Consider the following 26,333-nt stretch of genomic DNA (forward strand, 5'->3'; position numbering starts at 1 on the left):
CACATCCTGACCGCCTGAATAGACTTAGTCAACAGCTGCGCGTCCGACCCGCCGGGTGGTGCCATGGACGCATGACGCTCTCCGTACGCGACCGGGCCGTCCGCGCCGCCGTCGAGCAAGGCCTCCTCTCCCCCGCCGAGCCCGTCACCGCACTCCTCGACGTGACCGGCATCCGCGCCTCCGCCGCCGCCCTGACCAGCGCATTCATCGCCGTCACCAGCGCTCCCGTGCTGCATGCCTTCGCCGTCAAGGCCTGCCCGCTGGTGCCCGTGCTCCGGCTCCTGTACGAGTCGGGGCTCGGCGTCGAGGTCGCGAGCCCCGGCGAGCTGGCGCTCGCCCGCGCCGCCGGGATCCCGCCCTCCCGCACCGTCCTCGACTCCCCCGCCAAGACCCACGCCGAGCTGCGCCAGGCCCTCGCGCTCGGCATCGCGGTCAACGCCGACAACCTCCAGGAACTGGCCAGGCTGGACGCCCTGGTCGCCTCCGCGCCCACCGCCTCGCCGCTCGGACTGCGGGTGAACCCGCAGGTCGGCGCCGGTTCCATCGGCGCGCTCTCCACCGCGACCGCCACCTCCAAGTTCGGCGTGGCGCTGCGCGACGAGGGCGCCCGCGAGGCCGTCGTGCAGGCCTATCTGGACCGCCCCTGGCTCACCCGCCTTCACACCCACACCGGCTCCCAGGGCATCCCGCTCGCCCTGATGGCCGAAGGCGTCGCCGCCGCGTACGCGCTCGCCGAGGAGATCAACGCCAAGGCCGGCCGGCAGCAGATCGACACCCTCGACATCGGCGGCGGGCTCCCGGTCAACTTCGCCTCCGACGAGGAGACCCCGACCTACGCCGACTACGCCCGGCTGCTCGCCGAGACCGTCCCCGGACTGCTCGACGGGCGCTACGCGCTGGTCACCGAGTTCGGGCGCTCCCTGCTCGCCAAGCACGGCACCGTCCTGGCCCGGGTCGAATACACCAAGACCTCCGGCGGCCGCCCCATCGCCGTCACCCACGCGGGCGTCCAGATCGCCACCCGCACCGTCTACGCGCCCGAGTCCTGGCCACTGCGGATCCTCGCGTACGACGCCGAGGGCCGGCCCCGCACCGGCGAGCCGGTCGTCCAGGACGTGGCCGGGCCCGCCTGCTTCGCCGGGGACCTGCTGGCCACCGGCCGCGCCCTGCCGCTGCTGCGCCCCGGCGACGTGGTGGCGGTGCCGGACACCGGCGCCTACTACTTCGCCCACCACTACGCGTACAACAGCCTGCCCCGGCCCGCCGTGCACGGATTCACCCCGACGGACGACGGCGGGACGGTCTTCGTCACCGTGCGCCCCGCCCAGACCCTCGACGAGATCGTGGCCGAGTCCGGCGGCGCCCGGTCCGGCGTCCTGGTGCACGAACCGATGCGCGATCCGGTGCGCGATCCGACCAACGAACCGACGCGCGATCCGATGCGCGACCGGGCGCCGGATGCTGACATGGAGGCATGACAGCTGGCACCTCCGTCGTCGTGGAACGCCGTGTCGCCGCCTCGCCCGGCCGCGTCTGGGAGTCGATCACCGACCTCCCCGAGCTGCCGCGGCTGCTCTCCGGCGTCGAGAAGGTCGAGGTGCTCACCGAGGGCGGCTTCGCGGTGGGCACCCGCTGGCGCGAGACCCGGCGGATGCTCGGCAAGGCCGCCACCGAGGAGATGACGGTGACCGTCTGCGAACCGCCCGAGCGGTACGTCACGGTCGCCGACTCCCACGGCATGCACTACGTCTCCGAGCTCACCCTCCACCCCGAGGGCCCCGCGGCGGCGGCCACCGCGACCGTCCTGCGCATGACCTTCACGGCCCGCCCCTCCCTCGACCGCAACCCGGGCGTGCTGACCCGGCTCCTCAACCGGTTCGGCTCACGGGCGGTCGCCCGCGCCCTCGGCAAGGACCTGGACGAGATGGCGCGGGCGGTGGAGAGCCGGGGCTAGAACCCGTCGAAGGACGGGCCCTAGTCGACGAACAGGCCGCGCGCCGCCGCCTTCGTGTCGAACTCCTCCAGGCGGGCCTGGGCGTCCGGCAGCTCGTCGGCCATCGCCTCCAGGAGCACCCGGCCGAGCAGCATCGGGGCGCAGGCGGTGTCGAAGGCGAGGCCGGTGCCGACGGCGGCCGGGATGAGCAGGTCGCTGTGGGCGGCGACGGGGGCGAAGGCGGACTCCGCGACGGTCACCACCTGCAGGCCGGCCGCCCGCGCGTGGGCGAGGGCGTCGACGACCTCGCGCGGGTGCCGGGGCAGCGCGAAGCACAGCAGGGCCGAGGCCCCGGCCCGTACGGCCGCGTCGATGCGGTCGTCGAGCATCGAGCCGCCCTCGTCGAGCAGCCGGACGTCCGGGTGCACCTTGCCGGCGAAGTACGCGAAGCCGCGGGCCTGCGAGGAGGCGGCGCGCAGCCCGAGCACGGGCAGCGGGCGCGAGCCGGCGAGCAGCCGCCCGGCCCGCTCGACCGGGGTCGGGTCGGCGAGCAGCGCGGCGAGGTGCTTGAGGTTCTCGATCTCGCCGAGCACGGCCTGCTGGTACTCGTTGTGCTCGGTGTGCTCCTCGGCGACCGCGGGCACGCTGTCGCGCAGGTGCTTGCGCAGCGCCGGGTAGCCGTCGAAGCCGAGGGCCACGGCGAAGCGGGTCACGGAGGGCTGGCTCACGCCGGCGAGCTCGGCCAGTTCGACGCTGGACAGGAAGGGCACGTCGGCGGCGCGGCGCACCATGCAGTGCGCGATGCGGCGCTGGGTCGGTGTGAGCCGGTGCCCCTCGAAGAGCGCCTGCAGCCGTCCGGCCGGGCTGTCGCTCATGCCTGCCGTCCCCCTTCCACCCGTCCATCTATTCAGTCACCTGGAACTCTGCATGAGGATATGCAGACAGGCAAGCAGAGGACGGGGAGAAGGGCGGGCGCGAAGGCCGGGGGAAAGTTGCGCGGGGACCGCCGCACCCCCGTTTCCGGGGGGCGGGACGACGGCGGTCCCCGCGAGGGACACGGGCCCGGGTCAGGGCCGGTCCGCGTCCGGCGGCGTCGTCTGGAGGTCCGGGAGCCGCTCCGGAGATCCGTGACGCCGACGGGTAAGACTCTGCCGTGGCCTTGTTAAGGGGGTGCTGCGGGTACGTGTCGCGCTCGTACCGTTTGCGCGAACGGACCCGAAGCGGACCCGCGGCGGCCCCGCGGCACCCCCTTACCGGGCCTCAGTGCTGGCGGCCGCCGCCGCTCGCGGCGAGGAAGGCCAGCAGGTCCTGGCGGCTGACCACACCGGTCGGCTTGCCCTCGACGAGCACGATCGCCGCGTCCGCGTCGCCGAGCACCGACATCAGGTCGGCGACCGGCTCGCCCGAGCCGACCTGCGGCAGCGGGGCGGACATGTGGTCCTCCAGCGGGTCCTCCAGGGACGCCTTCTGGGTGAACAGCGCGCTCAGCAGCTCGCGCTCGACGACCGAGCCGACGACCTCGGCGGCCATCACGTCGGGGTGGCCGGCGCCCGGCTTCACGATCGGCATCTGGGAGACGCCGTACTCGCGCAGCACCTCGATGGCCTGGCCGACGGTCTCGTCCGGGTGCATGTGGACGAGCGAGGGCACGTCGCCCGACTTGTGGGTCAGGACGTCGGCGACGGTGGCGGAGGAGGTGTCCTCCAGGAAGCCGTAGTCGGCCATCCACTCGTCGTTGAAGATCTTCGACAGGTAGCCGCGGCCGGAGTCCGGCAGCAGCACCACCACGACGTCGTCGGGGCCGAGCTCCTTGGCGACCTCCAGGGCGGCGACGACCGCCATGCCGCAGGAGCCGCCGACGAGCAGGCCCTCCTCCTTGGCGAGGCGGCGGGTCATCTGGAAGGAGTCCTTGTCGGACACCGCGACGATCCGGTCGGCGACGTTCTGGTCGTAGGCGGTCGGCCAGAAGTCCTCGCCGACGCCCTCGACCAGGTACGGGCGGCCGGAGCCGCCGGAGTACACCGAGCCCTCCGGGTCGGCGCCGATGACCTGGACCTTGCCCTTGGAGGCGTCCTTCAGGTAGTTGCCGGTGCCGGAGATGGTGCCGCCGGTGCCGACGCCCGCGACGAAGTGGGTGATCTTCCCCTCCGTCTGCTCCCACAGCTCGGGACCGGTGGTCTCGTAGTGCGAGCGCGGGTTGTTCGGGTTCGAGTACTGGTCGGGCTTCCAGGCGCCGGGGGTCTCCCGCACCAGCCGGTCCGACACGTTGTAGTACGAGTCCGGGTGCTCGGGGTCGACCGCCGTCGGGCAGACGACGACCTCGGCGCCGTACGCCCGCAGCACGTTGATCTTGTCCGTGGACACCTTGTCCGGGCAGACGAAGATGCACTTGTAGCCCTTCTGCTGGGCCACGATCGCCAGGCCGACGCCGGTGTTGCCGGACGTGGGCTCGACGATGGTGCCGCCGGGCTTGAGCGCGCCGCTCTCCTCGGCAGCCTCGATCATGCGCAGGGCGATGCGGTCCTTGACCGAGCCGCCCGGGTTGAAGTACTCGACCTTGGCCAGGACGGTCGCCTGAATGCCGGCGGTGACGCTGTTGAGCTTCACCAGCGGGGTGTTGCCGACGAGGCTGATCATCGAGTCGTGGAATTGCACCGTAGTCTCCGGGGTCTCCGTAATGGTGCAGCCAGCGTATTCCGTGGAATGCGTAGCCGGAGCCGCTTACGGGGCAGGAGTAACCGAGACGGCTCGGATGCGGCCTGAAGGAGGTGGCGGCCCGGATGTCCAGGGCGAGGGTGGCGCGGCGGATCGCGGCGGGCGCGGCGTACGGCGGCGGGAGCATCGGTCTGCTCGGTGTGGCGGCCGTGGGCGTGCTGCTCGCCGAGGTCGCGCTGGCCAAGAAGTCGGTCGGGGGCGGGGTGGCGCCGCTGCCGCCCGGGTCGGACGGCCGGTACGGGCGGGAGTTCGGCCCCGAGGAGCCGCTGCGGCTGGCCCTTCTGGGTGATTCCACGGCGGCCGGGCAAGGGGTGCGGCGGGTCGGGCAGACCCCGGGGGCGCTGATCGCCTCGGGGCTCGCGGCGGTGGCCGAGCGCCCGGTGGACCTGCGGAACGTGGCGCTGTCCGGGGCGCGCTCGGACGACCTGGAGCGGCAGGTGTCACTGCTGCTCGCCGCGCCGTCGGGTCCCCCGGACGTGTGCGTGATCATGATCGGCGCGAACGACGTCACCCACCGGATGCCGGCCACCCAGTCCGTGCGCTGTCTGTCGGCGGCCGTACGGCGGCTGCGCACGGCCGGCGCCGAGGTGGTGGTGGGCACCTGCCCGGATCTCGGCACCATCGAGCCGGTCTACCAGCCGCTGCGCTGGCTGGCCCGGCGGGCCTCGCGGCAGCTCGCGGCGGCCCAGACGATCGTGGTGGTCGAGCAGGGCGGGCGGACGGTGTCGCTCGGCGACCTGCTCGGGCCGGAGTTCGCGGAGAACCCGCGCGAGATGTTCGGCGTGGACAACTTCCACCCCTCCGCGGAGGGGTACGCGACGGCGGCGATGGCGGTCCTTCCGACCGTCTGCGCGGCGCTCGGGGTCTGGCCGGAAGCCGACCGGCTCGACGTGGCGCGCCGCGAGAACATGCTGCCGGTGGCGAAGGCGGCGGCGGAGGCGGTCCGGGAGGCCGGCACCGAGGTCACCGGCGCCCGGGCGCCCTGGGCGCTGCTCAAGCACCGCAGGCGGCGCCGGCTGCCGCTGCCGGGCGGCACCCCCGTACCGGAGGAGCACGGGCGGGAGAACGGACACGGGACCGGGCGGGACAATGGACAGCGGGACACCTCCGCACCCCTCCCCCAGGACTGAGCGGGCGCTTAGAAAAGAGGTCCGCATCACACACCGTGGCCGGTGACCCGCGCGGTACGTGCAGGTAACTTCCCTTTCTGTCCGCCCACTCCGCATCCTCCTGGAGCCGTGATGCCCGAAGCCGTCATCGTCTCGACCGCCCGCTCCCCGATCGGCCGGGCCTTCAAGGGCTCCCTGAAGGACCTGCGGCCCGACGACCTCACCGCCACGATCATCCAGGCCGCCCTCGCCAAGGTCCCCGAGCTGGACCCGCGCGACATCGACGACCTGATGCTCGGCTGCGGTCTGCCCGGCGGTGAGCAGGGCAACAACCTGGGCCGCATCGTGGCCGTGCAGATGGGCATGGACCACCTGCCGGGCTGCACGATCACCCGCTACTGCTCCTCCTCGCTGCAGACCTCCCGCATGGCGATGCACGCGATCAAGGCGGGCGAGGGCGACGTCTTCATCTCGGCCGGTGTCGAGATGGTGTCCCGCTTCGTGAAGGGCAACTCGGACTCGCTGCCCGACACGCACAACCCGCTCTTCGCCGACGCCGAGGCCCGTACGGCCGCCGTCGCCGCCTCCGAGGGCTCCACCTGGCACGACCCGCGCGAGGACGGCCTGGTCCCCGACGCGTACATCGCCATGGGCCAGACCGCCGAGAACCTGGCGCGCTGGAAGGGCGTCACCCGCCAGGACATGGACGAGTTCGGCGTCCGCTCGCAGAACCTGGCCGAGCAGGCCATCAAGAACGGCTTCTGGGAGCGCGAGATCACCCCGGTGACGCTCCCGGACGGCACGGTCGTGTCGAAGGACGACGGCCCGCGCGCCGGCGTCACCCTGGAGGGCGTCTCCGGCCTGAAGCCGGTCTTCCGCCCCGACGGCCTGGTCACCGCCGCCAACTGCTGCCCGCTGAACGACGGCGCCGCCGCGCTGGTGATCATGTCGGACACCAAGGCGCGCGAGCTGGGCCTGACCCCGCTGGCCCGGATCGTCTCCACCGGCGTCTCCGGCCTGTCCCCCGAGATCATGGGCCTGGGCCCGGTCGAGGCGTCGAACCAGGCGCTCAAGCGCGCCGGTCTCACCGCGAGCGACATCGACCTGGTCGAGATCAACGAGGCCTTCGCCGCGCAGGTCATCCCGTCCTACCGCGACCTGGGCTTCGACCTGGACAAGGTGAACGTCAACGGTGGCGCCATCGCCGTCGGCCACCCCTTCGGCATGACGGGTGCCCGCATCACCGGCACCCTGATCAACAGCCTCCAGTTCCACGACAAGCAGTTCGGTCTGGAGACCATGTGCGTGGGCGGCGGCCAGGGCATGGCCATGGTCATCGAGCGCCTGAGCTAACCGCCCCGCGTCCAAGCCGTGACCGAATCTCCCCCAGGATGTGACATACATCCCGGGGGAGAGTTGTTTTCCCAGGTCACAGGGGTTTCGGGACTAAACACCCGGCCCAAATACCTGTCCATTTCGTGACGTAATGCACTGACAGGACGCGCGACCTCAGGACACTCTGATGTAGGAAGTCGGGGGGATCGACTCGGAATCGGGAGTACGTCAGTGAGCGCTCTGTCTCTTGCCCTGCTGGTGACCACCGCCGCTGCCACGGCCGTGGGCGCCGCGGCCCTGCACTCCGCCCACGCTCTCCGTAAGCAGATCATCGCATTGCGTGGCGAGATCGCAACCGCGCAGGGCGCGTCCGTCCCCCAGCAGGCCCGCGAGACGCCCGCCGCCGAGATACGGGCCGCGGTCGCCGAGGCCCTGGCCGAGGAGCGCGAGCGCGAGCTGGCCGAGGCGCGCGCCTTCTGGGCCGCGCAGGAGGCCCGGGACGCCGCCGACGCCCCGTCGCTGCTCGGCGGCCTCGCCGGCCCCGGCGAGGACGGCCCCTACTTCGTCCCGCGCCAGGCCGACTTCACGGGCCTGGAGGCGATGGCCCTGGAGGCCATGGAGGCGGAGGCCGCCGCGCTCGACGGCCCGGGCCGCGAGGCCGCGCTGCAGGACCCGACGGAGCTCCTCGACGCCTTCGACACGTTCGACACCTTCGAGACCTTCGACGAGTTCCCCGAGCTCGCCGGTGAGCTCGCGGGCGAGCTGACCGGTGAGCCGGCCGGCGCCGGCGAGTACCCCGAGGACTCCCCCGAGCTGGCCGCCGCCCGCCGTCGGCACCCCTCGCACCCGGACTTCGTGCCGGTCCGCACGCCCGTGGTCACCGACCACGAGCGCACGGTGGCGCGGCTTGAGGAGCTGGCCGACACCCGTACGGCGCTGACCGACGTCCGTCCCGGCCCGCTGGGCACCCTGGACGTGTACGTGTTCGCCGACGGCACCACGCTGTGCATGACCCCGGGCCACCGCGAGACCGCCGAGCGGCTCGCCGGTGCCCTGCGCGCCGGACAGACCCCCGTCCTGCTCGGCGGCTCGGGCGTCTCCGGCGCCTACGCCCTGACCTTCTCCTGCGGCGAGGCGCCCGAGGACAACGTCTACATCCTCGCGGACCGCGTGATCGCCAGCCTGTAGGGCCCCTGGGGGCGCCGTACGGCCCCTACAGGCCCCCTACAGGCCCGCGCGGGCCTGTGCCGCCCGTACGAGTTCCACGGCCTCGTCCAGGTCCCCTCCGGGGGCTCCTGCCGGGGCCGTACGCATACTTTCGGCCAGATCCGCGGCGGCGACCGCGAGTTGGTCGGCGACCACGAACACCCCGGCGTCGGGCATGGTCCGGGGCTCCCGCTCCGGGTCCTCCAGACGCTGCGCCCGGGCCGCCAACTCCCTGGCCAGCGCGAGGCCCTCGGCGGCGGCACCGCGCTGGAGGCGGCTCTGCGGGGCGGCCCGCAGCCGGTCGGCGAAGCGCTCGGCGGCGGCGGTCAGTTCGGTCGTATCGCGCACCCCGCGACCCTACGCGCCGTCCGGGGACCATTGCCAACGGGCGAACGCTCGGGCACGGTGACGTGAAGGAGCACAGGCACAACGCGTCCGGAGGCGCCGATGTCCCGCACATTCTCCGAAGAGACCCATCGCAATCTGCTGGCCCGCATCCCCCGTTGCACCGGTCGTGAGGTGTCCGACTGGCTGAAGGCCGTCGAGGAGGGTCCGTCCCTCATCCGTTTCGAGGAGAAGGTCAGCTGGCTGCGCGGCGAGCACGGGCTCGCCTACGGGCACGCCAAGGCGATCATCCACGAGTACGACCTGCGGAGGGCCGCCCGCCGCATGCTCTGACCCGCCGGTCGGAGCCCACTCCCCTCAGTTGACGTGCCGGCCGAGGAAGTCGCGGACCAGCTCCGCGATCTCCTCGCCGTGCGTCTCGAGGGCGAAGTGCCCGGCGTCGAGGAGATGGATCTCGGCGTCCGGCAGATCGCGGGCGAAGGCCTCGGCGCCGGCCGGGCCGAAGATCTCGTCGCCGCGGCCCCAGGCGGCGAGCAGCGGCGGCCGGTGGGTGCGGAAGTACTCCTGGAAGGCCGGGTAGCCGTCCAGGTTGAACTGGTAGTCCCAGAACAGCTGGAGCTGGATCTCCTGGTTGCCCGGCCGGTCGAGGCCTGCCTGGTCGAGGGTCCAGGCCTCCGGGCCGATCCGGTCCAGCCGGTCGGCCGGCACACCGTGGGTGTACTGCCAGCGGGTGGCCTCGGGGGTGAGCAGCGCGCGCACCCCGTCCTCGTTGGCCTCGCGGTCCTTGGCGTGGGCGAAGAGCACGTCCCAGAAGGGCGTGAAGCCTTCCAGGTAGGCGTTGCCGCTCTGGGTGACGATCGCGGTGACCCGCTCGGGGTGCCGGGCGGCGATGCGCAGGCCGATGGGTGCGCCGTAGTCCTGGATGTAGAGGGCGAAGCGGTCGGCGCCGAGCCGGTCGAGCAGCTTCAGGGTGATCTCGGTGAGCTTCTCGAAGCTGTAGTCGAAGGCGTCCACGGCGGGCGCGGCGGAGGCGCCGAAGCCGATGTGGTCGGGTGCGATCAGGTGGTACGAGTCGGCGAGCGCGGCCATCAGGCCCCGGTACATGTGCGAGCTGCTCGGGAAGCCGTGCAGCAGCACCAGGGTGGGGCGCGAGGGGTCGCCGGCCTCCCGGTAGAAGACCTCAAGGCCGTCGATGTTCTCGGTGCGGGCGCGCAGGGCGAATGCGGACATGGGACCTCCCCGGACGGTGGAGAACGATCGTTCTCCCGATGCCCTGTAGAGTAGGAGAACGATGGTTCTCCCCGCAAGGGCGCTTTCCGAGGAGTGATCGGTGATGGACGCGGAGACCGCGGAGCTGAAGCTCCTTCAGACGGCCGAGACGCTGTTCGACGAGAAGGGCGTCCAGGCCGTCGGCATGGACGCCATCCGCGGCGCCTCCGGGGTCTCCCTCAAGCGCCTCTACCAGCTCTTCCCGTCCAAGGACCATCTGGTCTGGGCGGTCCTGGAGCGCCGCGACAAGGCGGTGCGCGAGGCCATCGCCGCCCATGGCGCCACCCACGCCACCACCCCGTACCAGCGGGCCCTCGCGGTCTTCGACTATCTCGGCGCCTGGTTCGCCGAGCCCGACTTCCGGGGCTGCGCCTTCATCAACACCTTCGGCGAGATGGGCGGCATCTCCCCCGACATCGCCGGCCTCGCCCGCGGCCACAAGCAGGCCCTGCGGGACTACTTCGCCGAGCAGACCGGGGCCATGAACGCCCCGCCCGCCCTCGCCGACCAGCTCGCCCTGCTCGCCAACGGCGCCATGGTCGTGGCCGGCATCAACGGCACCTCCGAGCCGGCCGCCCAGGCCAAGGACGCGGCGCGGGTGCTGCTCGACGCGTACGTGGACTGAGCGACACCGGGGAACGCGGAAGGGCCCGCCCGGCGGATGCCGGACGGGCCCTTCTCAGTTCACGCCGTGGTCACACGGTGCGTCAGTCGTCGCCCTGCAGGATCGACAGCAGGCGCAGGAACTCCATGTAGATCCACACCAGCGTCATGGTGAGACCGAAGGCCGCCAGCCAGGACTCCTCGCGCGGAGCGCCGTAGGTGATGCCGTCCTCGACCTGCTTGAAGTCCAGGGCCAGGAAGCAGGCGCCCAGGATGATGCCGATGACGCCGAACATGATGCCGAGGCCGCCGCTGCGGAAGCCCAGGCCGTCACCGCCGCCGAAGACGGCGAACAGCAGGTTGACCGCCATCAGCAGCACGAAGCCGATCGCGGCCGCCATCACGAAGCCGTAGAAGCGGCGGGTGACGCGGATCCAGCGCATCTTGTAGGCGATCAGCACACCGGCGAAGACCGCCATGGTGCCGAGCACCGCCTGCGCGACCACGCCGTCCGCGATGTACGTCGACACCGCGGCGGAGATCACGCCGAGGAAGACGCCCTCGAAGGCCGCGTAGCCGAGGATCAGCGCGGGGACCGGCTTGCGCTTGAAGGACTGGATGAGCGACAGGACGAGGGCAACCAGACCGGCGCCGACGCCGATGGCGTACGACTTGTTCAGGTTGGCCGGGTCGACCGGCAGCAGCAGCCAGGACAGCACGGCGGTCACGACGACGGTGCCGAGCGTGATCGCCGTACGGCTCACCACGTCGTCGATCGTCATCACATTGCCGCGCACCTGCTGCGGCGCGCCGAACTGCGTGTCCTGCGGCGCGTACGGGTTGGTCGCGTACGGGTTGGCGGCACCCTCGGCGTAAGGGTTGCCGGTGGCGTACGGGTTGGTTCCGACGCCCCCGGCCTGCGGCTGCTGCGCGCCCGCGTAGGCGTTGTCGCGGCTGAACCCCCGTCGCGAGAAGACCGGGTTGCTGCTCCTCATCTCACTCCTCCATGGCCGCACTGCGCGGCCTTGCGTCAAGAGTAATAGGAAGGCAAAAGGAACTCCCTCGTGCTCGGGGAGGATCTTTATACGATCGTGTCGAGCGGGAGTCGGCCGAGGCGGCGCCGCGAGGGCGCCGAGGAGTGCCCGGAACCGGATTCGAACCGGTACGGCCCGAAGGCCAGCGAGGTTTAAGCTCGCCGTGTCTGCATTCCACCATCCGGGCGTGCGCGAAGCTCCGCGTTGGCACAGGAGCCTATCGGGGCGCGTTCGCCCGTTCAGTCGAACGCTGGCCCGATGTTGTCTTATTTTATTGACACCTGAGGGTGCGTCAGCGCAGGTGGGGGGCCTTGTGACGAAGTGTGACCAGGGTCGCGCCAGCAAAGACGAGGGGGGTGGAATGACGAAAACTCGCCGCCGAACAGGGCGGGACTCCGTCACCTTCCCGGGTGCCCTCCACGGCGGCCTCCGCACCGGTCCGGCGTCTCGGGGTCACCGTCATACCTCAGGATGACGGGGCGGCCCGGCGGTCCGACTCCAGAGGGCCCCTCGAACGGGCACGTGGACGGACGTCCCGGCGCGGTACGAACGACACGATGGAGTGGTTCCCGAATCGTCGCAGTGACAGGAGTCGCCGTCGTGACCACCACCCCCACCGTGCACCGCTCGACCGCGGTGGCCGCCCGTGCCACCGACCTCAGCAAGGTCTACGGATCGGGCGAGACCCAGGTGGTCGCCCTCGACCGGGTCAGCGTCGACTTCGGGCAGGGCGAGTTCACCGCGATCATGGGCCCCTCGGGCTCCGGCAAGTCGACCCTGATGCACTGCGTCGCCGGCCTCGACTCCTTCTCCTCCGGCTCGGTCCGGATCGGCGGCACCGAGCTCGGCAGCCTCAAGGACAAGCAGCTCACCCAGCTCCGCCGGGACAAGATCGGCTTCATCTTCCAGGCGTTCAACCTGCTGCCGACGCTCACCGCGCTCGAGAACATCACGCTGCCGATGGACATCGCGGGCCGCAAGCCCGACAAGCAGTGGGTGCAGCAGGTCATCGACATGATCGGCCTGTCCGGGCGGCTGAGCCACCGCCCCAACCAGCTCTCCGGCGGCCAGCAGCAGCGCGTGGCGGTGGCCCGCGCCCTGGCCTCCAAGCCCGAGATCATCTTCGGTGACGAGCCGACCGGAAACCTCGACTCGCGCTCCGGCGCCGAGGTCCTCGGCTTCCTGCGCAACTCGGTGCGCGAACTCGGCCAGACCGTGGTGATGGTGACCCACGACCCGGTCGCCGCCTCCTACGCGGACCGCGTGATCTTCCTGGCGGACGGCCGGATCGTCGACGAGATGCTCCACCCGACGGCGGACGGCGTGCTCGACCGCATGAAGGCCTTCGACGCCAAGGGCCGCACGAGCTGAGCCCGGGGCCCCGGGCCCGTCTCCTCCCCGTCCGCCGTCCCACCTTCCGTACCCAGGACACCTCCATGTTCCGTACCGCCCTGCGCAATGTGCTCGCGCACAAGGCCAGGCTGCTGATGACCGTGCTCGCCGTGATGCTCGGCGTGGCCTTCGTCTCCGGCACCCTGGTCTTCACCGACACCCTGTCCAACGCCTTCCGCAACCAGTCGGCCAAGAGTTACGACCAGGTCGCCGTGGCCGTCAGCGCCGCCCCGAACCAGAAGGACCCCAACTCCACGCCCGGCCTGTCCGAGCAGACCCGGCAGAAGATCGCCGCGCTCGACGGCGTCGCCGACGCCACCGGCCGCGTCAGCGGCTTCGCCGGCGTGCCGGACAAGGCCGGCAAGCTGATCGGCACCGGCTGGTCCAACAAGGGCGGCAACTTCGCCCCCGGCAAGGACGGCAAGGACTCCGCGTACGCCTTCACCACCGGCCAGGGCCCGGTGAAGGACGACGAGATCGCGCTCGACAAGGAGACCGCCGCCAAGGGCGGTTACCAGGTCGGCGACCAGGTCCGGGTGGCCACCAACGGCCCCGTCGAGACCTACACCCTCGCCGGTGTCTTCACCACCGAGGACGGCGCCGTCAACGCGGGCGGCAGCCTCGTCCTGTTCGACACCGACGTCGCCCAGAAGCTGTTCCTGCGGCCCGGGTTCTTCTCCGACATCAGCGTCAGCGCCAAGGCCGGCGCCGACGCGGACAAGATCCTCGCCGCAGTGAAGCCGGTCGTCGGCGACACCGCCGACGCCCAGACCGGCAAGGAGCTCGCCGACCAGCAGGCCAAGGACATCGAGGCCGGGCTCGGCGCGCTCAACCAGATGCTGCTCGGCTTCGCCGCCATCGCGCTCTTCGTCGGCATCTTCCTGATCTCCAACACCTTCACCATGCTGGTCGCCCAGCGCACCAAGGAGCTCGCGCTGATGCGCGCCGTCGGTGCCTCGCGCAAGCAGATCACCCGCTCCGTGCTCATCGAGGCCGGTCTGGTCGGTCTGGTCGCCTCGGCCATCGGCTTCGTCCTCGGCATCGGGCTCGCCGCCGGACTGCGCTCCGGCATGAACGCCTTCGGGCTCAAGGTCCCCGCGGGCGAGCTGGTCATCGGCGCCACCCCGCTGGTCTCGGCGCTCGCCGTCGGCATCCTCGTCACCGTGCTCGCCGCCTGGCTGCCGGGCCGCCGCGCCGCGAAGATCCCGCCGGTCGCCGCGATGAGCAGCGTCCACGCGGTCGCCACCACCAAGTCTCTGGTCGTCCGCAACACCATCGGCGCGATCGTCACCGCGCTCGGCGTGGGCGCCATCGCCCTCGGCGCCTCCAAGGGCGGCGACGACGGCCGGATGATGATCGCCGGCGGTGCCTTCCTGGCCCTCATCGGCGTGATCGTGCTGATCCCGCTGCTCTCCCGTCCGGTGATCGCGCTGTCCCGCCCGGTCCTCAAGGCCTTCGGCGTGGCCGGCACGCTGGCCGGTCTCAACGCGGTCCGCAACCCGCGCCGCACCGGCGCCACCGCCTCCGCGCTCGCCATCGGGCTCACCCTGGTCACCGGCCTCTCGGTGCTCGGCGCCACGGTCGGCTCGGCCGTCGACCGGATGACGACCGACCAGATCAAGGCCGACTACATGATCACCATGGCGAGCGGCGAGGGCCTCAACCAGGCCGCGCTCGACGCCGTGAAGAAGACCCCGGGCGCCACCGCCGTCTCCCCGCAGCAGGCCGGCTGGGTCCAGGTGAAGGGGACCTTCAAGTCCGTCTCCGGCGTCACCCCGGGCGACATCGAGAAGGTGCTCAACGTCAAGGTCGTCAACGGCTCCCTCGGCACCCTCGCCGCAGGTCAGGTCGCGGTCGACGACAAGACCGCCGACAAGCAGGGCTGGAAGGTCGGCTCGAAGCTGCCGGTGGAGTACTCGGACAAGAAGAAGGGCGAGCTGACGGTCGGCGCGGTCTACGAGGCCAGCGAGTTCGTCTCGCCGCTGATGCTCGACACCAAGGTGCTCAACGCGCACGACCCCAAGCCGTACATCCCGCAGATCTTCGTGAAGATGGACGGCGGCCCGTCGGCCGCGGCCGAGAAGGCCGTGACGAAGTCGCTCGGCGATAACCCGGCCATGACGGTGATGGACCAGAAGGACATCCGCGACCAGTTCGGCGGCGTCATCAACATGATGCTGAACATCATGTACGGCCTGCTGGCGATGGCCCTGATCATCGCGGTGCTCGGGGTCGTCAACACCCTGGCGATGTCGGTCTTCGAGCGGCAGCAGGAGATCGGCATGCTGCGGGCGATCGGTCTCGACCGGCGCAGGGTGAAGCGGATGGTGCGTCTGGAGGCCGTGGTCATCTCGCTGTTCGGCGCGGTGGTCGGCATCGCCCTCGGCTCCTTCCTGGGCTGGGCGATCGGCGAGACCCTGAGGGCCAGCCTGCCGGACTACGCGCTCGTCCTGCCCTGGGGCCGGATCGGGATCTTCCTGCTCCTCGCCGGACTGGTGGGCGTGCTCGCCTCCCTGTGGCCGGCGCGCAGCGCGGCGAAGCTGAACATGCTGGCCGCGATCAAGGCCGAGTAGCGCACGCGTGGCGCGGCGAAGGGCCGGGCTCCCCTGGGGGAGCCCGGCCCTTCGCCGTACCCGTACGGGCGCGGAGTCGGCTACTCCGTCCACTCCCGCGAGCGCCGCGGCAGGCCGCTCGCGCCCGAGGCCGGCGTCTTCACCGCCAGGAACTGGTTGACGCCGATCCGGTTGCGCTCGAAGGAGACCGCCGAGGCCGCCATGTACAGGCGCCAGATCCGCGCCCGGGCCGGCGAGGTCAGCCGGACCGCCCGGTCCCAGTGCGCCTCCAGGTTGGCCACCCAGCGGCGCAGCGTCAGCGCGTAGTGCTCGCGCAGCACGTCGACGTCCCGCACCTCGAAGCCGGCTTCCTCCAGGGTCGTCAGGGTGCGGCCCATCGGGGCCAGTTCGCCGTCCGGGAACACGTACGCGTCGATGAAGGCGTCCACCTCGTACGCCTCCTCGTCGGGCTCCGGGCGGCGCGCGATCTGGTGGTTGAGCAGCCGCCCGCCGGGCTTCAGGAGCCGGAAGAGGATGTCCGCGTACTCCCGGTACCGCACCGCGCCGACGTGCTCGGCCATGCCGATGGAGGAGATGGCGTCGAACGGCCCGTCGGTGACGTCCCGGTAGTCCTGGACGCGGATCTCGATCCGGTCGGTCAGGCCCTCGTCGGCGATCCGCTTGCGGGCGTAGGCGGCCTGCTCGCGGGAGAGGGTGATGCCGACGACCCGCGCCCCGTACTCCCTGGCCGCGTGGATCGCCATCGAGCCCCAGCCGCAGCCCACGTCGAGCAGCCGGTCGCCCTCCTTGAGCGCGAGCTTGCGGGCGATCAGGTCCAGCTTGTCGCGCTGGGCCTCCTCAAGGGTGCCCGTGTCCGTCCAGTAGGCGCACGAGTAGACCATCGACGGGCCGAGGACCAGCTCGTAGAACTCGTTGCCCACGTCGTAGTGGTGACTGATCGCCTGCTTGTCCCGGCGCTTGCTGTGCCGGGTGCCGCTGCGCCCGCGCATCTCCTCCACGGGCGGCTTCGGCGGCGGGAACGGGCCGGCCAGCTTGAGCAGCGTCTTCGCCGCCGCCCTGACCTTCGGGTCGCGCACGGTCTCCAGGGCGCCGCGGGTCTCCGCGTCGCGCTCCCAGAGGAAGCCGGCCAGCCGGTCCAGGACCGTGTAGAGGTCGCCCTCGACATCGATCTCCCCGGCCACCCAGGCCCGGGCGAGCCCCAGCTCCCCCGGCTTCCACAGCAACCGCCGCAGGGCGCGGCGCTCGCGCACGATCAGTACGGGGCCGTCCGCAGGACCGGCCTCGCTGCCGTCCCAGGCCCGCAGGCGCACCGGGAGCTTCGCTCCCAGGACGTCCTCGGCAAGGGCGGTCAGCCGCGACGCGGCGTCGGCCATGGTGCAACACCTCCGTGATCTCGTGCCCCAGAAATGCTCGTCACCATGGGAACACCGTCCGTAGGCGATGCCATCCCGCCGCGTGCGTAAACAGCGTGAAAAACACGCGAAGGGCCGTCCGCACCACGGATGGCGGACGGCCCTTTTACGGCCTTGCGTGTACTACGGGGCAGTACGGGTACTGCCGGTGCTGCTGGTCCTGCTGGTGCTTCCGGACCTACGAGGTCAGGAGGCCTTGGCCTTCTCCTGCGCCGGGGCGGCCGGCGCCGGGGCGGGCTTGGCCGCCTCGTAGAACTCCTCGCGGGGGGTCTCCATGGCGCCCAGGGAGACGACCTCGCGCTTGAGGAACATGCCGAGGGTCCAGTCGGCGAAGATGCGGATCTTGCGGTTCCAGGTCGGCATGGCCATGCCGTGGTAGCCACGGTGCATGTACCAGGCGAGCCGGCCCTTGAGCTTGATCTTCATCTTGCCCATGACGATCATCGCGACGCCCTTGTGCAGGCCGAGACCCGCGACGGCGCCCTTGTTGGAGTGCGCGTACTCCTTCTGCGGGAAGCCGCGCATGCCGGCCACCACGTTGTCGCCGAGGACCTTGGCCTGGCGCAGGGCGTGCTGGGCGTTCGGCGGGCACCAGGCGCGCTCGGCCGGGACGCCGGCCTTGATCGCGGCCAGGTCCGGGACCTGGGCGTTGTCGCCCGCGGCCCAGACGTAGTCCATGCCCTGGACCTGCAGCTTCGCGGAGGTGTCCACGTGGCCGCGGGGGCCGAGCGGCAGACCGAAGCGGGCGAGCGCCGGGTTCGGCTTCACACCGGCGGTCCACACGATGGTGTTGGAGTCGACCTCGAGGCCGTTCTTCAGCACGACGTGGCCGTCGACGCAGGAGTCCATCGACGTCGAGAGGTAGATCTCGATGCCGCGGCCCTCGAGGTGCTCCTTGCCGTACTGGCCGAGCTTCGGGCCGACCTCGGGAAGGATCTTGTCGGCGGCGTCGACGAGGATGAAGCGCATGTCCTCGCGCTTCACGTTCGTGTAGTACTTCGCCGCGTCGCGGGCCATGTCCTCGACCTCGCCGATGGTCTCCGCGCCGGCGAAGCCGCCGCCCACGAAGACGAAGGTCAGCGCCTTGCGGCGGACCTCCTCGTCGGTCGTCGAGTCGGCCTTGTCGAGCTGCTCGAGGACGTGGTTGCGCAGGCCGATGGCCTCCTCGATGCCCTTCATGCCGATGCCCTGCTCGGCGAGGCCGGGGATCGGGAAGGTGCGGGAGACGGCACCCATCGCGATGACCAGGTAGTCGAACGGCAGCTCGTACGCCTCGCCGACGAGCGGCGCGATCGTGGCGACCTTGCGGTCCTGGTCGATGGTGGTGACCCGGCCGGTGAGCACCTCCGCACCGCGCACGACGCGTCGCAGCGGGACGACGACGTGACGCGGGGAGATGCTGCCGGCGGCGGCTTCGGGGAGGAAGGGCTGGTAGGTCATGTACGACCGCGGGTCGACGACCGTGACGGTCGCCTCGCCGAAGCGCATCTTCTTGAGGATGCGCCGAGCTGCGTACAGGCCTACGTACCCACCGCCTACTACGAGGATCCTGGGACGCTCCGTGGTGCTCATGCATCCGAGTATCCACCCCCTTGGGAGGGGTGGCTCGTGCGCCCCTTCACAAGGTTCCGAGGCACCTCTGCTACACTCCGCCGCCCACGTGACCCAGGTCATGGTCCAGCAAAGGAACCACGGTGCCGGGGAGAACGTTGTTCACCCCCTGTGAACTGGACCGGAGAGCCTTCTTTAACGCTGAACCGCAGGGCACGTTCACACGATGGAAACAACGAGCGAAGTGGCCTCCGCGCCTGCGAAAGGGCCCCGCGGAACCCCTCGGAGGGACCAAAGGCCCTCCAACGGCTCCCACAGGGCCCTTTTCCTTGTGAAGAACTTCACGAACCTTTTGGCGAAGGGGTCCTCCAGGGGCCCGAAGAGGGTCCCCGAAGGCCCCTCGGAGGCCCTTCGCAGGCCTCTCACAGGGGCTCATAGCCGCCCGCTATGCGACGGATAGCGCGATCCCATCGAGGATGTCGTGCTCGCTGACCACGACCTCGGCGGCGCCGGTCCGCTCCATGATCTCGGCGAGGACCAGGGCTCCGGCGACGATCACGTCGACCCGGCCGGGGTGGATCACCGGGATCGCGGCGCGCTCGTCGTGGGTGGAGCCGAGCAGCCGGGCGACGACCTCGTCGACCTGGGCGCGGGAGATCCGGGAGTGGTGGACGCGCTCGGAGTCGTACTCCGGAAGCCCGAGGGCGATCGCGGCGACCGTGGTGACCGAACCGGCGAGCCCGACCAGGGTCTCGGCCTCGGTGATCGGCACGGTCTCGGCGGCCAGGTCCATCGCCGCGCGCACGTCGGCGCGGATCGCGGCGACCTCCTCGGCGGCCGGCGGGTCGTGCCGGACGTGCCGCTCGGTGAGCCGGACGCAGCCGATGTCGACCGAGCGGGCGGCCTCGACGTGCTTGTTGCCGACCACGAACTCGGTCGAGCCGCCGCCGATGTCCACCACCAGGCGCCGGTCGGCGCCGTGCAGCTCGCCGGTCGCGCCGGTGAAGGAGAACTCGGCCTCCTGGTCGCCGGTGATCACCTCGGGCTCGACGCCCAGGATCTCCACGACTCCCTTGACGAAGTCCTCGCGGTTCTCGGCGTCGCGGGAGGCGGAGGTGGCGACGAAGCGCAGCCGGTCGGTGCCGACCCCGAACTCCTTGATCACCGCGGCGTACTCGCGGCAGGCGGCGAAGGTCCGCTCCAGCGCCTCGGGCGCGAGCCGGCCGGTCTTGTCGACGCCCTGGCCGAGCCGGACGATCGTCATCCGCCGGTCCAGCTCGACGAGCTCGCCCGTCGACCCCGCGCCGGAGGCGCTATCGGGCACAGCGAGGTCCGCGACGAGCAGGCGGATGGAGTTCGTACCGCAGTCGATTCCGGCGACCCGGGTCACTTGGCTTCCCCGTCCTCGTCGTTCTTCTCCGCGCACGGGTTCACGCACGGGCCCTTGGCCCACCACTCGGGCAGCATCGCGAGGGCCTCGTCGCCGAACGGGTTCACGCCGGGGCCGGCGACCAGCGAGTGGCCGACGAGCACGTGCAGGCACTTGACCCGGTCGGGCATGCCGCCGGCCGAGGGGAAGCCCTCCAGGACCTCGATGGCGTCGCGGCGCGCGATGTAGTCCTCGTGCGCGGCCCGGTAGGCGGCGGCGAGCTCGGGGTCGGTCGCGAGCCGGGCCTGCATCTCCTTCATGACCCCGTTGGCCTCCAGGGTGCCGATGGCGGAGGCGGCCCGCGGGCAGGTCAGGTAGTACGTGGTCGGGAACGGCGTGCCGTCGGGCAGCCGCGGCGCGGTCTCGACGACGTCCGGGTTGCCGCACGGGCAGCGGTGCGCGATGGCGCGCAGGCCGCGCGGCGGCCGGCCGAGCTGGGCCTCGAACGCGGCGACGTCCACGTCGGTGGGCTCGGTGCGTGCGGTCTGCGGAGGGGGCGTTTCCATGTCTGCCTTGCTCGTCGTCGTGTGTACGGGGGTCAGCGGCGGTCGGCGTTGTCGACGCCGTCCCACAGGTTGTCGTACCAGGGGCGGTCGTCCGTCGCGTCCTGGTCGGTGCGGGGCCGGTGCTCCGCCTCGGGGTCGTTCACGGTGAAGCCGGTCTCGCCGGGCAGCACGTAGTGCAGGTGCTCGCGGGCGAGCCGGCGCACATAGGCCGGGTCCTGCAGGCGGGCCTTCTCGTCCCGCAGCTCCTCGACCCGCTCCGCCGCCTCGGCGGCCTTGCGCTCCTGGTCGGCGATCTCGCCCTGCTGGGAGACGTACTGCCGCATCGGATAGGCGAGCGCCACCACGAGCGAGCAGACCACGAGGGCCAGGAAGGCCGCGCGGCCGGTGAGCCGGGAGCGGCGGGCCTGGCGGCGGGTCTGGGAGCGGTAGACACGGGCGGCGGTCTGCTCGCCGAGCAGCCTGATCCGGGTCGCGGTCGAGAACCGGTCCCGGTCCCGGTTCTTCACGGCCATGTCCAGTGCCTCCCCAGATCACCTCATCAAACGTGCGTCCCCGCACACGGTACGGGACCGAGTGCGGGGACGTACGGAAGCTGCCTTACGGAGAGGCTCAGCCCTTGCCCCTCTTAATTAGTTCGCAGTGCGAAACCGCGGGAAGGCGCTGCGGCCGGCGTAGACCGCGGCGTCGTCGAGGATCTCCTCGATGCGCAGCAGCTGGTTGTACTTGGCGACGCGGTCCGAGCGGGCCGGGGCGCCGGTCTTGATCTGGCCGCAGTTCACGGCGACGGCGAGGTCGGCGATGGTGACGTCCTCGGTCTCGCCGGAGCGGTGCGACATCATGCACTTGAAGCCGTTGCGCTGGGCCATCTCGACGGCGTCGAGGGTCTCGGTCAGCGAACCGATCTGGTTCACCTTCACGAGCAGGGCGTTCGCGGTGCCCTCCTCGATGCCGCGGGCCAGCCGCTCCGGGTTGGTGACGAAGAGGTCGTCGCCGACGATCTGCACCTTGGCGCCGAGGCGGTCGGTGATGACCTTCCAGCCGGCCCAGTCGTCCTCGTACAGCGGGTCCTCGATGGAGACCAGCGGGTACGCGGAGACGAGCTCCTCGTAGTACTCGGTCATCTCGGCGGCCGAGCGGGACTGGCCCTCGAACTCGTACTTGCCGTCCTTGTAGAACTCGGACGCGGCGACGTCGAGCGCGAGCGCGATGTCCTTGCCCGGGGTGTAGCCGGCCTGCTTGATGGCCTCGACAATGAGGTCGAGCGCGGCGCGGTTGGACTCCAGGTTCGGGGCGAAGCCGCCCTCGTCGCCCAGGCCGGTGGAGAGGCCCTTGGCGTGCAGGACCTTCTTGAGGGTGTGGTAGACCTCGGCACCCCAGCGCAGCGCCTCGGAGAAGGACTCCGCGCCGATCGGGGCGATCATGAACTCCTGGATGTCCACGTTGGAGTCGGCGTGCGAGCCGCCGTTCAGGATGTTCATCATCGGAACGGGCAGCAGGTGCGCGTTCGGGCCGCCCAGGTAGCGGAAGAGCGGGAGGTCGGAGGCCTCGGAGGCGGCGTGCGCGACGGCGAGCGAGACGCCGAGGATGGCGTTGGCGCCGAGCGAGCCCTTGTTCTCGGTCGCGTCCAGGTCGAACATCGCCTGGTCGATCAGCCGCTGCTCGGTGGCGTCGTAGCCGACGAGCTCCGGGCCGATCTGCTCGATGACGGCGAGGACGGCCTTCTCGACGCCCTTGCCGAGGTAGCGGTTGGGGTCCCCGTCGCGGAGCTCAATGGCCTCGAACGCACCGGTGGAGGCACCGGAGGGAACGGCAGCACGGCCGGTGCTGCCGTCGTCGAGGCCGACCTCGACCTCGACCGTGGGGTTGCCTCGGGAGTCCAGGATTTCCCGGGCTACGACGACGTCGATGGACGGCACGAGCATCTCCTTCTGGGATGTGACGCTGGTTGTGACGCATGCGGCAAGGTCTCGTTCGCCTTGCGACAAGAGCCTAACCGGCTCGGGGCCTCCGGCCAGCCGGGCGCCCGCCCCCTGGGACGAAAAAGGACCCGAGGGCATGCATACGAGGACGAAAGACCCCGCGGTCGAGTCGGTTACTTACCGGTACGAAACCGGCCCGGAGCGGGCTGCTCCGGGCCGGTCTCCCGGTCACCGCGGGGAGGGCGGGGGAAGGGGACGACCGCCGGACCGTCCCCGTCCTTCCTTGACTCCGGGTCTCGCTCCCGGATCTCGCCTTACTTCAGGTGGAGCTGCTGACCCGGGTAGATCAGGTCGGCGTCCTGGACGATGTCCTTGTTCAGCTCGAAGAGCTTCTCCCAGCCGCCCTTGACGTGGTGCGCCTGGGCGATCTTGCTGAGGGTGTCGCCGGCGACGACCTTGTACTCGCCGTCGCCCTTCTTGACCTTCTTGCCGGTCGGGGTGGTGACGGTCTTCTTCGACTCGGTCTTCTTCGGCGCGGCGGGCTTCGGCGCGGTGCGCTGCTCGCTGCGGGTGGTCGGCTGCTCGGCGGTGCGCTTCGGAGCCGGGGCCGAGGTCGGGGCCTCGGCGGAGCCGCCGTCGTACGAGGCGCCGGAGAGGCCCACGCCACAGCTCGGCCACGCGCCCTTGCCCTGGCCCGCGAGGACCTTCTCGGCGACGGCGATCTGCTGCGACTTGGAGGCCTGGTCGGCGCGCGCCGCGTAGGCGGTGCCGCCGTAGGCGGCCCAGGTGGAGGCCGAGAACTGCAGGCCGCCGTAGTAACCGTTGCCGGTGTTGATGGACCAGTTGCCGCCGGACTCGCACTGGGCGACGGCGTCCCACTCGGAGCTGGTGGCGGCCGAGGCGGAGCCCGCGGTCATCAGCGGGGCGGCGACGGCGACGCCGGCGACGCCGACGAGCGCGACGGCGCGGGTGGCCTTGGAGGCACGACGGTGTTTGCCCTTGCCGGAAAGCAGCATGGAAGTTCTCCTCACCGACGCCTACGAGGTGAGCTGTCGGGTTCGGGCGAGTGAGTTGCCCGGCCGCGTGTCCTAGCACGCGGCTCCACCCCAAGCCGGTCTCCGGCCGCCCGTGTTGGGCGGCCGGGGCCGGCACGTACCTTGGGTCCCCCGCTCCTGCCTTCGGCGCTCGACGCGACGACTGTTCCCATCGGTCGGCGGCAGGATTCGGCGTACCGGTCGACGGGGCCCGCGGTGGCGAGCGGTGACGACCGTAGACATAGACCCGGGAGAAGTTCAAAGACCATCAACCCGGAAAAATCGCCCCTACTTGCACTCCGTCAGGCCCTGTTTGCGCAGGTGAGGAGTGCGGTGAGCAAAGTTTGCGGGCGTGACACGCCAGTTCGGCAAGAGAGACCCATGTCTCACTTGGACAGAACCGGACATTCAGCCGCGAACTACTTCTGGGCGTCGCCGAGTCCGAGCCTCAACTCAAGGCTCTGACCAGGGAGGATGAGGTCCGGGTCGGAGCCGACCGTCGACTTGTTGGCGTCGTAGAGGGCGGACCAGCCGCCGTCGAGACCGTTGTCCCGTGCAATGCCCGACAGGCTGTCACCCGGCTTGACGGTGTATTCGTCCGCCTTGTCCGCGGTGCCCGAATCGCCCGCCTCGCCACCGCCGGTGGCGCCGTCGGCCGTGCCGCCCGCCGCCCCGTCAGCCGGTGCGGCGTGCCGTCCGGAATCGGACGAGCTGTCCGTTGCGCCCGATTCATCTGTCGCGGCGTCACCGCGGTGCTTGCCGGTTCCGGGCGTGGTCGCATCCGGCGATCCGGGCGTACCGGTCGCATCGGGTGTTCCCGGCAGACCGGGCAGAAGGGACTCGTCCGGCGCACCCGGCGTGCCCGGCGTTACGGAGCCGCCCGGGGTCGCGGGCGTGGCGGGGGTCGCCGGGGTGGCGGGGGCGGTCGTGGACCCGGGCGTGGTCGGCGTACCGGTGGAAGGGGTGGCGGGGGTCGCCGGAGTCGCCGGAGCGGTCGTGCCGGTCGAGGGGTCGGCGGTGGTGCCGGTGGAACCCGTGGCGCCGGTGGCGGGCAGGCCGTCGGTGCGGTTGGACTCCGGCGCCGGGCCGGTGGACTCCTCGGGCGTGACGCCCGGACCGGGGTCGACGGCCGGCGTCTTGCCGTCCTTCTTCAGGCCGGCGATCGGGGCGCAGGTGGCCCACTGGTTGTCGCCGGCCGCGAACGCCTTGTCCGCGATGGCGATCTGCTGCGCCCGGCTCGCCTGGTCCGCGCTCGGCGCGTAGGCCAGGCCGCCGTGCCGCTCCCAGCCCTCCTGGGTGAACTGCAGGCCGCCGTAAAGACCGTTGCCGAAGTTGGCGCTCCACGCGCCGCCCGACTCGCACTCGGCCACCCGGTCCCAGGTCTGGGCGTCGGCAGCGGAGGCGGAGCCGGTGGCGAGCAGCGGCAGTGCCATGGCCGAGCCGGTGACTCCCGCCGCGACGACGAGTGCGGGGGCCTGGCGGGGTCTGCGGTGTCGTCCGTTCCCGGAGCGCATGCGGAGTGCCTTTCGCGTGACTGCTGAGACTGCGGGTGAACGTAGCGGCATTCGAACGCACGTCACAAGTCGATGCAGCGCAGATCACGCGAAGATCACATTCTTGATGGTCCGTCAGTTCCGCGCGATTTTGTGGGAAGCGCTGAACTCCACCGGAAGCGTGCGCAGGCCACGCATAATCAGCCCGCCGCGCCACCGCAGTTCAGTCGGATCGGCCCCAAGTCGCAGGTCCGGCAGGCGAGTCAGCAGGGTCGCGAGCGCCGTCTGCCCCTCGAGACGGGCCAGCGGGGCGCCCAGACAGTAGTGGATGCCGTGCCCGTACCCCAGGTGCTGGTTGTCGCGCCGTGCCAGGTCCAGGGTGTCCGGCTCCGCGAAGCGCGCCGGGTCCCGATCGGCGGCGGCGAGCACCACCAGAACCGGATCACCGGCCGGGATGTCCTGCCCGCCGATGCTCAGCGCCTCGGTGGCGAACCGCCAGGTCGCCAGCTCGACCGGACCGTCGTACCGCAGCAGCTCCTCGATCCCGGTCTCCAGGAGCCCCGTCTCCCCCGCCGCGAGCGAGTCCTGGAGCACGGCCCGCTGCTCGGGGTTGCGCAGCAGCGCGTAGACACCGTTGCCGATCAGATTCACCGTCGTCTCGAAACCGGCGAAGAGAAGGATGAAGGCCATGGCGGCGGCCTCGTTCTCGGTGAGGTGCTCGCCGTGGTCCGAGGCGCGGATCAGCCCGGAGATCAGATCCTCCCCCGGCTCCTCCCTCTTCTTGTGGATGAGCTCAAGGAGATAGCCGCGCATCTTCTTCACCGAGCGCGCGACCCCGCCGCGCGGCCCGCCGCCGTGCCGGATCATCATCCCGGCCCAGTCCCGGAAGTCGTCCTGGTCCTCGGCGGGCACGCCGAGCAGGTCGCAGATCGCGTAGATGGGCAGCGGGAAGGCGAACTCGTGGATGAGGTCCGCGCTCCCCTTCTCCACGCTGTGCTGTTTCGAAATGATGTCGTCGATGAGCCGGTCGGTCAGCTCCTGCACCCGGGGCGCGAACTCCGCGACCCGGCGCGGCGTGAACGCCTTCGACACGAGCCGGCGCAGCCGGGTGTGGTCCGGCGGGTCGATGTTGAGCAGATGCGTCATCAGCTCGGCCTTGCGCTCGCCCGGGATCCCCGTCTTCCCCTTGGCGTGCGCCGGCTCGTCGTGGTGCGCCGGGTTCTTCGACAGCCGCTGGTCGGCGAGGGCCTGCCGGGCGTCCGCGTACCGGGTCACCAGCCAGGCCTCGACCCCGCTGGGCAGGGTGGCCTTGTGCACGGGCGCGTGCTCGCGCAGCCAGGCGTACGCCGGGTACGGATCGGTGGCGAACTCCCAGGTGAAGAGCTCGGGCGCGGGCGGCGGGGAGGACGGGGACGAGGGGGCGGTGCTCACCCCCCGACCGTACAAGGCCGCGGATGCTGCGGAGGCCGCGGCTG

General features: G+C 71.2%; 23 protein-coding genes, 1 tRNA gene and 1 riboswitch. Of the genes, 9 read left to right on the forward strand and 15 right to left on the reverse strand.

Annotated elements, in window-relative coordinates:
• Nucleotides 1-71: 71 nt before the first annotated feature.
• Both JAO84_RS13840 and JAO84_RS13845 read left to right on the forward strand, forming a co-directional pair.
• Nucleotides 72-1,478: a diaminopimelate decarboxylase gene (locus JAO84_RS13840; RefSeq protein WP_370413133.1), complete on the forward strand. Its 1,407-nt coding sequence runs from the start codon at nt 72-74 to the stop codon at nt 1,476-1,478.
• Complete coding sequence (locus tag JAO84_RS13845) at nt 1,475-1,954, forward strand: SRPBCC family protein (protein WP_370413134.1); 480 nt, start codon at nt 1,475-1,477, stop codon at nt 1,952-1,954. Before JAO84_RS13840 ends, JAO84_RS13845 begins: the two co-directional genes overlap by 4 nt.
• A 20-nt stretch (nt 1,955-1,974) precedes the next feature.
• Here JAO84_RS13845 and JAO84_RS13850 read toward each other — a convergent pair whose 3' ends face one another.
• Nucleotides 1,975-2,808: a MurR/RpiR family transcriptional regulator gene (locus JAO84_RS13850; RefSeq protein WP_265868337.1), complete on the reverse strand. Its 834-nt coding sequence runs from the start codon at nt 2,806-2,808 to the stop codon at nt 1,975-1,977.
• Between the two features lie 385 nt (nt 2,809-3,193).
• Nucleotides 3,194-4,588, reverse strand: a complete 1,395-nt coding sequence (locus JAO84_RS13855; protein WP_370413135.1) for a cystathionine beta-synthase — start codon at nt 4,586-4,588, stop codon at nt 3,194-3,196.
• A 125-nt stretch (nt 4,589-4,713) separates the two neighbouring features.
• Between JAO84_RS13855 and JAO84_RS13860 the strand changes: the two genes are divergently transcribed.
• The 3 genes from JAO84_RS13860 to JAO84_RS13870 all read left to right on the forward strand — a co-directional run bounded on the left by JAO84_RS13860 (nt 4,714) and on the right by JAO84_RS13870 (nt 8,280).
• Nucleotides 4,714-5,778 (forward strand): SGNH/GDSL hydrolase family protein, encoded by a 1,065-nt coding sequence (locus JAO84_RS13860; protein WP_370413136.1) that lies wholly within the window; start codon nt 4,714-4,716, stop codon nt 5,776-5,778.
• A 111-nt stretch (nt 5,779-5,889) separates the two neighbouring features.
• Nucleotides 5,890-7,110, forward strand: coding sequence for an acetyl-CoA C-acetyltransferase (locus JAO84_RS13865; RefSeq protein ID WP_265868341.1), 1,221 nt, complete (start codon nt 5,890-5,892; stop codon nt 7,108-7,110).
• 213 nt (nt 7,111-7,323) lie between these two features.
• Entirely contained in the window at nt 7,324-8,280 is a 957-nt protein-coding gene (locus JAO84_RS13870) for a hypothetical protein (protein ID WP_370413137.1), read from the forward strand.
• A gap of 36 nt (nt 8,281-8,316) precedes the next feature.
• Here the strand turns inward: JAO84_RS13870 and JAO84_RS13875 are convergent, their stop codons facing one another.
• Nucleotides 8,317-8,646: a hypothetical protein gene (locus JAO84_RS13875; RefSeq protein ID WP_265868342.1), complete on the reverse strand. Its 330-nt coding sequence runs from the start codon at nt 8,644-8,646 to the stop codon at nt 8,317-8,319.
• A gap of 99 nt (nt 8,647-8,745) precedes the next feature.
• Here JAO84_RS13875 and JAO84_RS13880 point away from each other — a divergent pair, with 99 nt between their 5' ends.
• On the forward strand, nt 8,746-8,976 hold the full coding sequence (locus JAO84_RS13880) for a DUF4287 domain-containing protein (protein ID WP_265868343.1): 231 nt from the start codon (nt 8,746-8,748) through the stop codon (nt 8,974-8,976).
• Between the two features lie 24 nt (nt 8,977-9,000).
• On the opposite strand, the gene JAO84_RS13885 is transcribed toward JAO84_RS13880, so the two are convergent.
• Nucleotides 9,001-9,873: an alpha/beta fold hydrolase gene (locus tag JAO84_RS13885; protein WP_370413138.1), complete on the reverse strand. Its 873-nt coding sequence runs from the start codon at nt 9,871-9,873 to the stop codon at nt 9,001-9,003.
• Nucleotides 9,874-9,976: 103 nt separating this feature from the next.
• Here JAO84_RS13885 and JAO84_RS13890 point away from each other — a divergent pair, with 103 nt between their 5' ends.
• The gene (locus tag JAO84_RS13890; RefSeq protein WP_370413139.1) at nt 9,977-10,537 is read left to right on the forward strand and encodes a TetR/AcrR family transcriptional regulator; all 561 of its coding nucleotides are present in this window, start codon (nt 9,977-9,979) and stop codon (nt 10,535-10,537) included.
• 82 nt (nt 10,538-10,619) lie between these two features.
• On the opposite strand, the gene JAO84_RS13895 is transcribed toward JAO84_RS13890, so the two are convergent.
• Nucleotides 10,620-11,510 (reverse strand): Bax inhibitor-1/YccA family protein, encoded by an 891-nt coding sequence (locus JAO84_RS13895; RefSeq protein WP_265868346.1) that lies wholly within the window; start codon nt 11,508-11,510, stop codon nt 10,620-10,622.
• A gap of 144 nt (nt 11,511-11,654) precedes the next feature.
• Nucleotides 11,655-11,736: transfer RNA gene (locus JAO84_RS13900), tRNA-Leu, on the reverse strand.
• 413 nt (nt 11,737-12,149) lie between these two features.
• Between JAO84_RS13900 and JAO84_RS13905 the strand changes: the two genes are divergently transcribed.
• Together JAO84_RS13905 and JAO84_RS13910 are read left to right on the forward strand one after the other, a co-directional pair.
• Nucleotides 12,150-12,920 (forward strand): ABC transporter ATP-binding protein, encoded by a 771-nt coding sequence (locus JAO84_RS13905; protein ID WP_370413140.1) that lies wholly within the window; start codon nt 12,150-12,152, stop codon nt 12,918-12,920.
• A 65-nt stretch (nt 12,921-12,985) separates the two neighbouring features.
• A complete protein-coding gene (locus JAO84_RS13910; RefSeq protein ID WP_370413141.1) occupies nt 12,986-15,514 on the forward strand; it encodes an ABC transporter permease in 2,529 nt (842 codons plus the stop codon).
• A gap of 80 nt (nt 15,515-15,594) precedes the next feature.
• Here the strand turns inward: JAO84_RS13910 and JAO84_RS13915 are convergent, their stop codons facing one another.
• The 9 genes from JAO84_RS13915 to JAO84_RS13955 form a co-directional block, all read right to left on the reverse strand.
• Nucleotides 15,595-16,887: a class I SAM-dependent methyltransferase gene (locus tag JAO84_RS13915; RefSeq protein ID WP_370413143.1), complete on the reverse strand. Its 1,293-nt coding sequence runs from the start codon at nt 16,885-16,887 to the stop codon at nt 15,595-15,597.
• 225 nt (nt 16,888-17,112) lie between these two features.
• A complete protein-coding gene (locus JAO84_RS13920; protein WP_370413144.1) occupies nt 17,113-18,498 on the reverse strand; it encodes an NAD(P)/FAD-dependent oxidoreductase in 1,386 nt (461 codons plus the stop codon).
• 424 nt (nt 18,499-18,922) lie between these two features.
• Nucleotides 18,923-19,867, reverse strand: a complete 945-nt coding sequence (locus tag JAO84_RS13925) for an exopolyphosphatase (RefSeq protein WP_370413145.1) — start codon at nt 19,865-19,867, stop codon at nt 18,923-18,925.
• The gene (locus JAO84_RS13930; protein ID WP_370413146.1) at nt 19,864-20,412 is read right to left on the reverse strand and encodes a DUF501 domain-containing protein; all 549 of its coding nucleotides are present in this window, start codon (nt 20,410-20,412) and stop codon (nt 19,864-19,866) included. The genes JAO84_RS13925 and JAO84_RS13930 overlap by 4 nt, the downstream gene beginning before the upstream one ends.
• 32 nt (nt 20,413-20,444) lie before the next feature.
• Nucleotides 20,445-20,924, reverse strand: a complete 480-nt coding sequence (locus JAO84_RS13935) for a septum formation initiator family protein (RefSeq protein WP_370413147.1) — start codon at nt 20,922-20,924, stop codon at nt 20,445-20,447.
• Between the two features lie 117 nt (nt 20,925-21,041).
• Nucleotides 21,042-22,334, reverse strand: a complete 1,293-nt coding sequence (gene eno / locus JAO84_RS13940) for a phosphopyruvate hydratase (RefSeq protein WP_370413148.1) — start codon at nt 22,332-22,334, stop codon at nt 21,042-21,044.
• 311 nt (nt 22,335-22,645) lie between these two features.
• A complete protein-coding gene (locus JAO84_RS13945) occupies nt 22,646-23,347 on the reverse strand; it encodes a transglycosylase family protein (protein ID WP_370413149.1) in 702 nt (233 codons plus the stop codon).
• A gap of 3 nt (nt 23,348-23,350) precedes the next feature.
• A riboswitch (cyclic di-AMP (ydaO/yuaA leader) is annotated at nt 23,351-23,525 on the reverse strand.
• A 259-nt stretch (nt 23,526-23,784) separates the two neighbouring features.
• Nucleotides 23,785-24,879, reverse strand: coding sequence for a transglycosylase family protein (locus JAO84_RS13950; protein ID WP_370413150.1), 1,095 nt, complete (start codon nt 24,877-24,879; stop codon nt 23,785-23,787).
• A gap of 114 nt (nt 24,880-24,993) precedes the next feature.
• Nucleotides 24,994-26,289, reverse strand: a complete 1,296-nt coding sequence (locus tag JAO84_RS13955) for a cytochrome P450 (RefSeq protein ID WP_370413151.1) — start codon at nt 26,287-26,289, stop codon at nt 24,994-24,996.
• Nucleotides 26,290-26,333: the final 44 nt, after the last annotated feature.

It is taken from the genome of Streptomyces fradiae (genome assembly GCF_041270065.1).
Classification (GTDB): domain Bacteria; phylum Actinomycetota; class Actinomycetes; order Streptomycetales; family Streptomycetaceae; genus Streptomyces.

Excerpts from the sequence above, each read along its gene's own strand:
- JAO84_RS13840 (WP_370413133.1), top strand. The coding sequence starts at position 72 with ATGACGCTCTCCGTACGCGACCGGGCCGTCCGCGCCGCCGTCGAGCAA.
- JAO84_RS13845 (WP_370413134.1), top strand. The coding sequence starts at position 1,475 with ATGACAGCTGGCACCTCCGTCGTCGTGGAACGCCGTGTCGCCGCCTCG.
- JAO84_RS13850 (WP_265868337.1), bottom strand. The coding sequence starts at position 2,808 with ATGAGCGACAGCCCGGCCGGACGGCTGCAGGCGCTCTTCGAGGGGCAC.
- JAO84_RS13860 (WP_370413136.1), top strand. The coding sequence starts at position 4,714 with ATGTCCAGGGCGAGGGTGGCGCGGCGGATCGCGGCGGGCGCGGCGTAC.
- JAO84_RS13865 (WP_265868341.1), top strand. The coding sequence starts at position 5,890 with ATGCCCGAAGCCGTCATCGTCTCGACCGCCCGCTCCCCGATCGGCCGG.
- JAO84_RS13880 (WP_265868343.1), top strand. The coding sequence starts at position 8,746 with ATGTCCCGCACATTCTCCGAAGAGACCCATCGCAATCTGCTGGCCCGC.
- JAO84_RS13885 (WP_370413138.1), bottom strand. The coding sequence starts at position 9,873 with ATGTCCGCATTCGCCCTGCGCGCCCGCACCGAGAACATCGACGGCCTT.
- JAO84_RS13890 (WP_370413139.1), top strand. The coding sequence starts at position 9,977 with ATGGACGCGGAGACCGCGGAGCTGAAGCTCCTTCAGACGGCCGAGACG.
- JAO84_RS13895 (WP_265868346.1), bottom strand. The coding sequence starts at position 11,510 with ATGAGGAGCAGCAACCCGGTCTTCTCGCGACGGGGGTTCAGCCGCGAC.
- JAO84_RS13910 (WP_370413141.1), top strand. The coding sequence starts at position 12,986 with ATGTTCCGTACCGCCCTGCGCAATGTGCTCGCGCACAAGGCCAGGCTG.
- JAO84_RS13915 (WP_370413143.1), bottom strand. The coding sequence starts at position 16,887 with ATGGCCGACGCCGCGTCGCGGCTGACCGCCCTTGCCGAGGACGTCCTG.
- JAO84_RS13920 (WP_370413144.1), bottom strand. The coding sequence starts at position 18,498 with ATGAGCACCACGGAGCGTCCCAGGATCCTCGTAGTAGGCGGTGGGTAC.
- JAO84_RS13930 (WP_370413146.1), bottom strand. The coding sequence starts at position 20,412 with ATGGAAACGCCCCCTCCGCAGACCGCACGCACCGAGCCCACCGACGTG.
- JAO84_RS13935 (WP_370413147.1), bottom strand. The coding sequence starts at position 20,924 with ATGGCCGTGAAGAACCGGGACCGGGACCGGTTCTCGACCGCGACCCGG.
- eno (WP_370413148.1), bottom strand. The coding sequence starts at position 22,334 with ATGCTCGTGCCGTCCATCGACGTCGTCGTAGCCCGGGAAATCCTGGAC.
- JAO84_RS13945 (WP_370413149.1), bottom strand. The coding sequence starts at position 23,347 with ATGCTGCTTTCCGGCAAGGGCAAACACCGTCGTGCCTCCAAGGCCACC.
- JAO84_RS13950 (WP_370413150.1), bottom strand. The coding sequence starts at position 24,879 with ATGCGCTCCGGGAACGGACGACACCGCAGACCCCGCCAGGCCCCCGCA.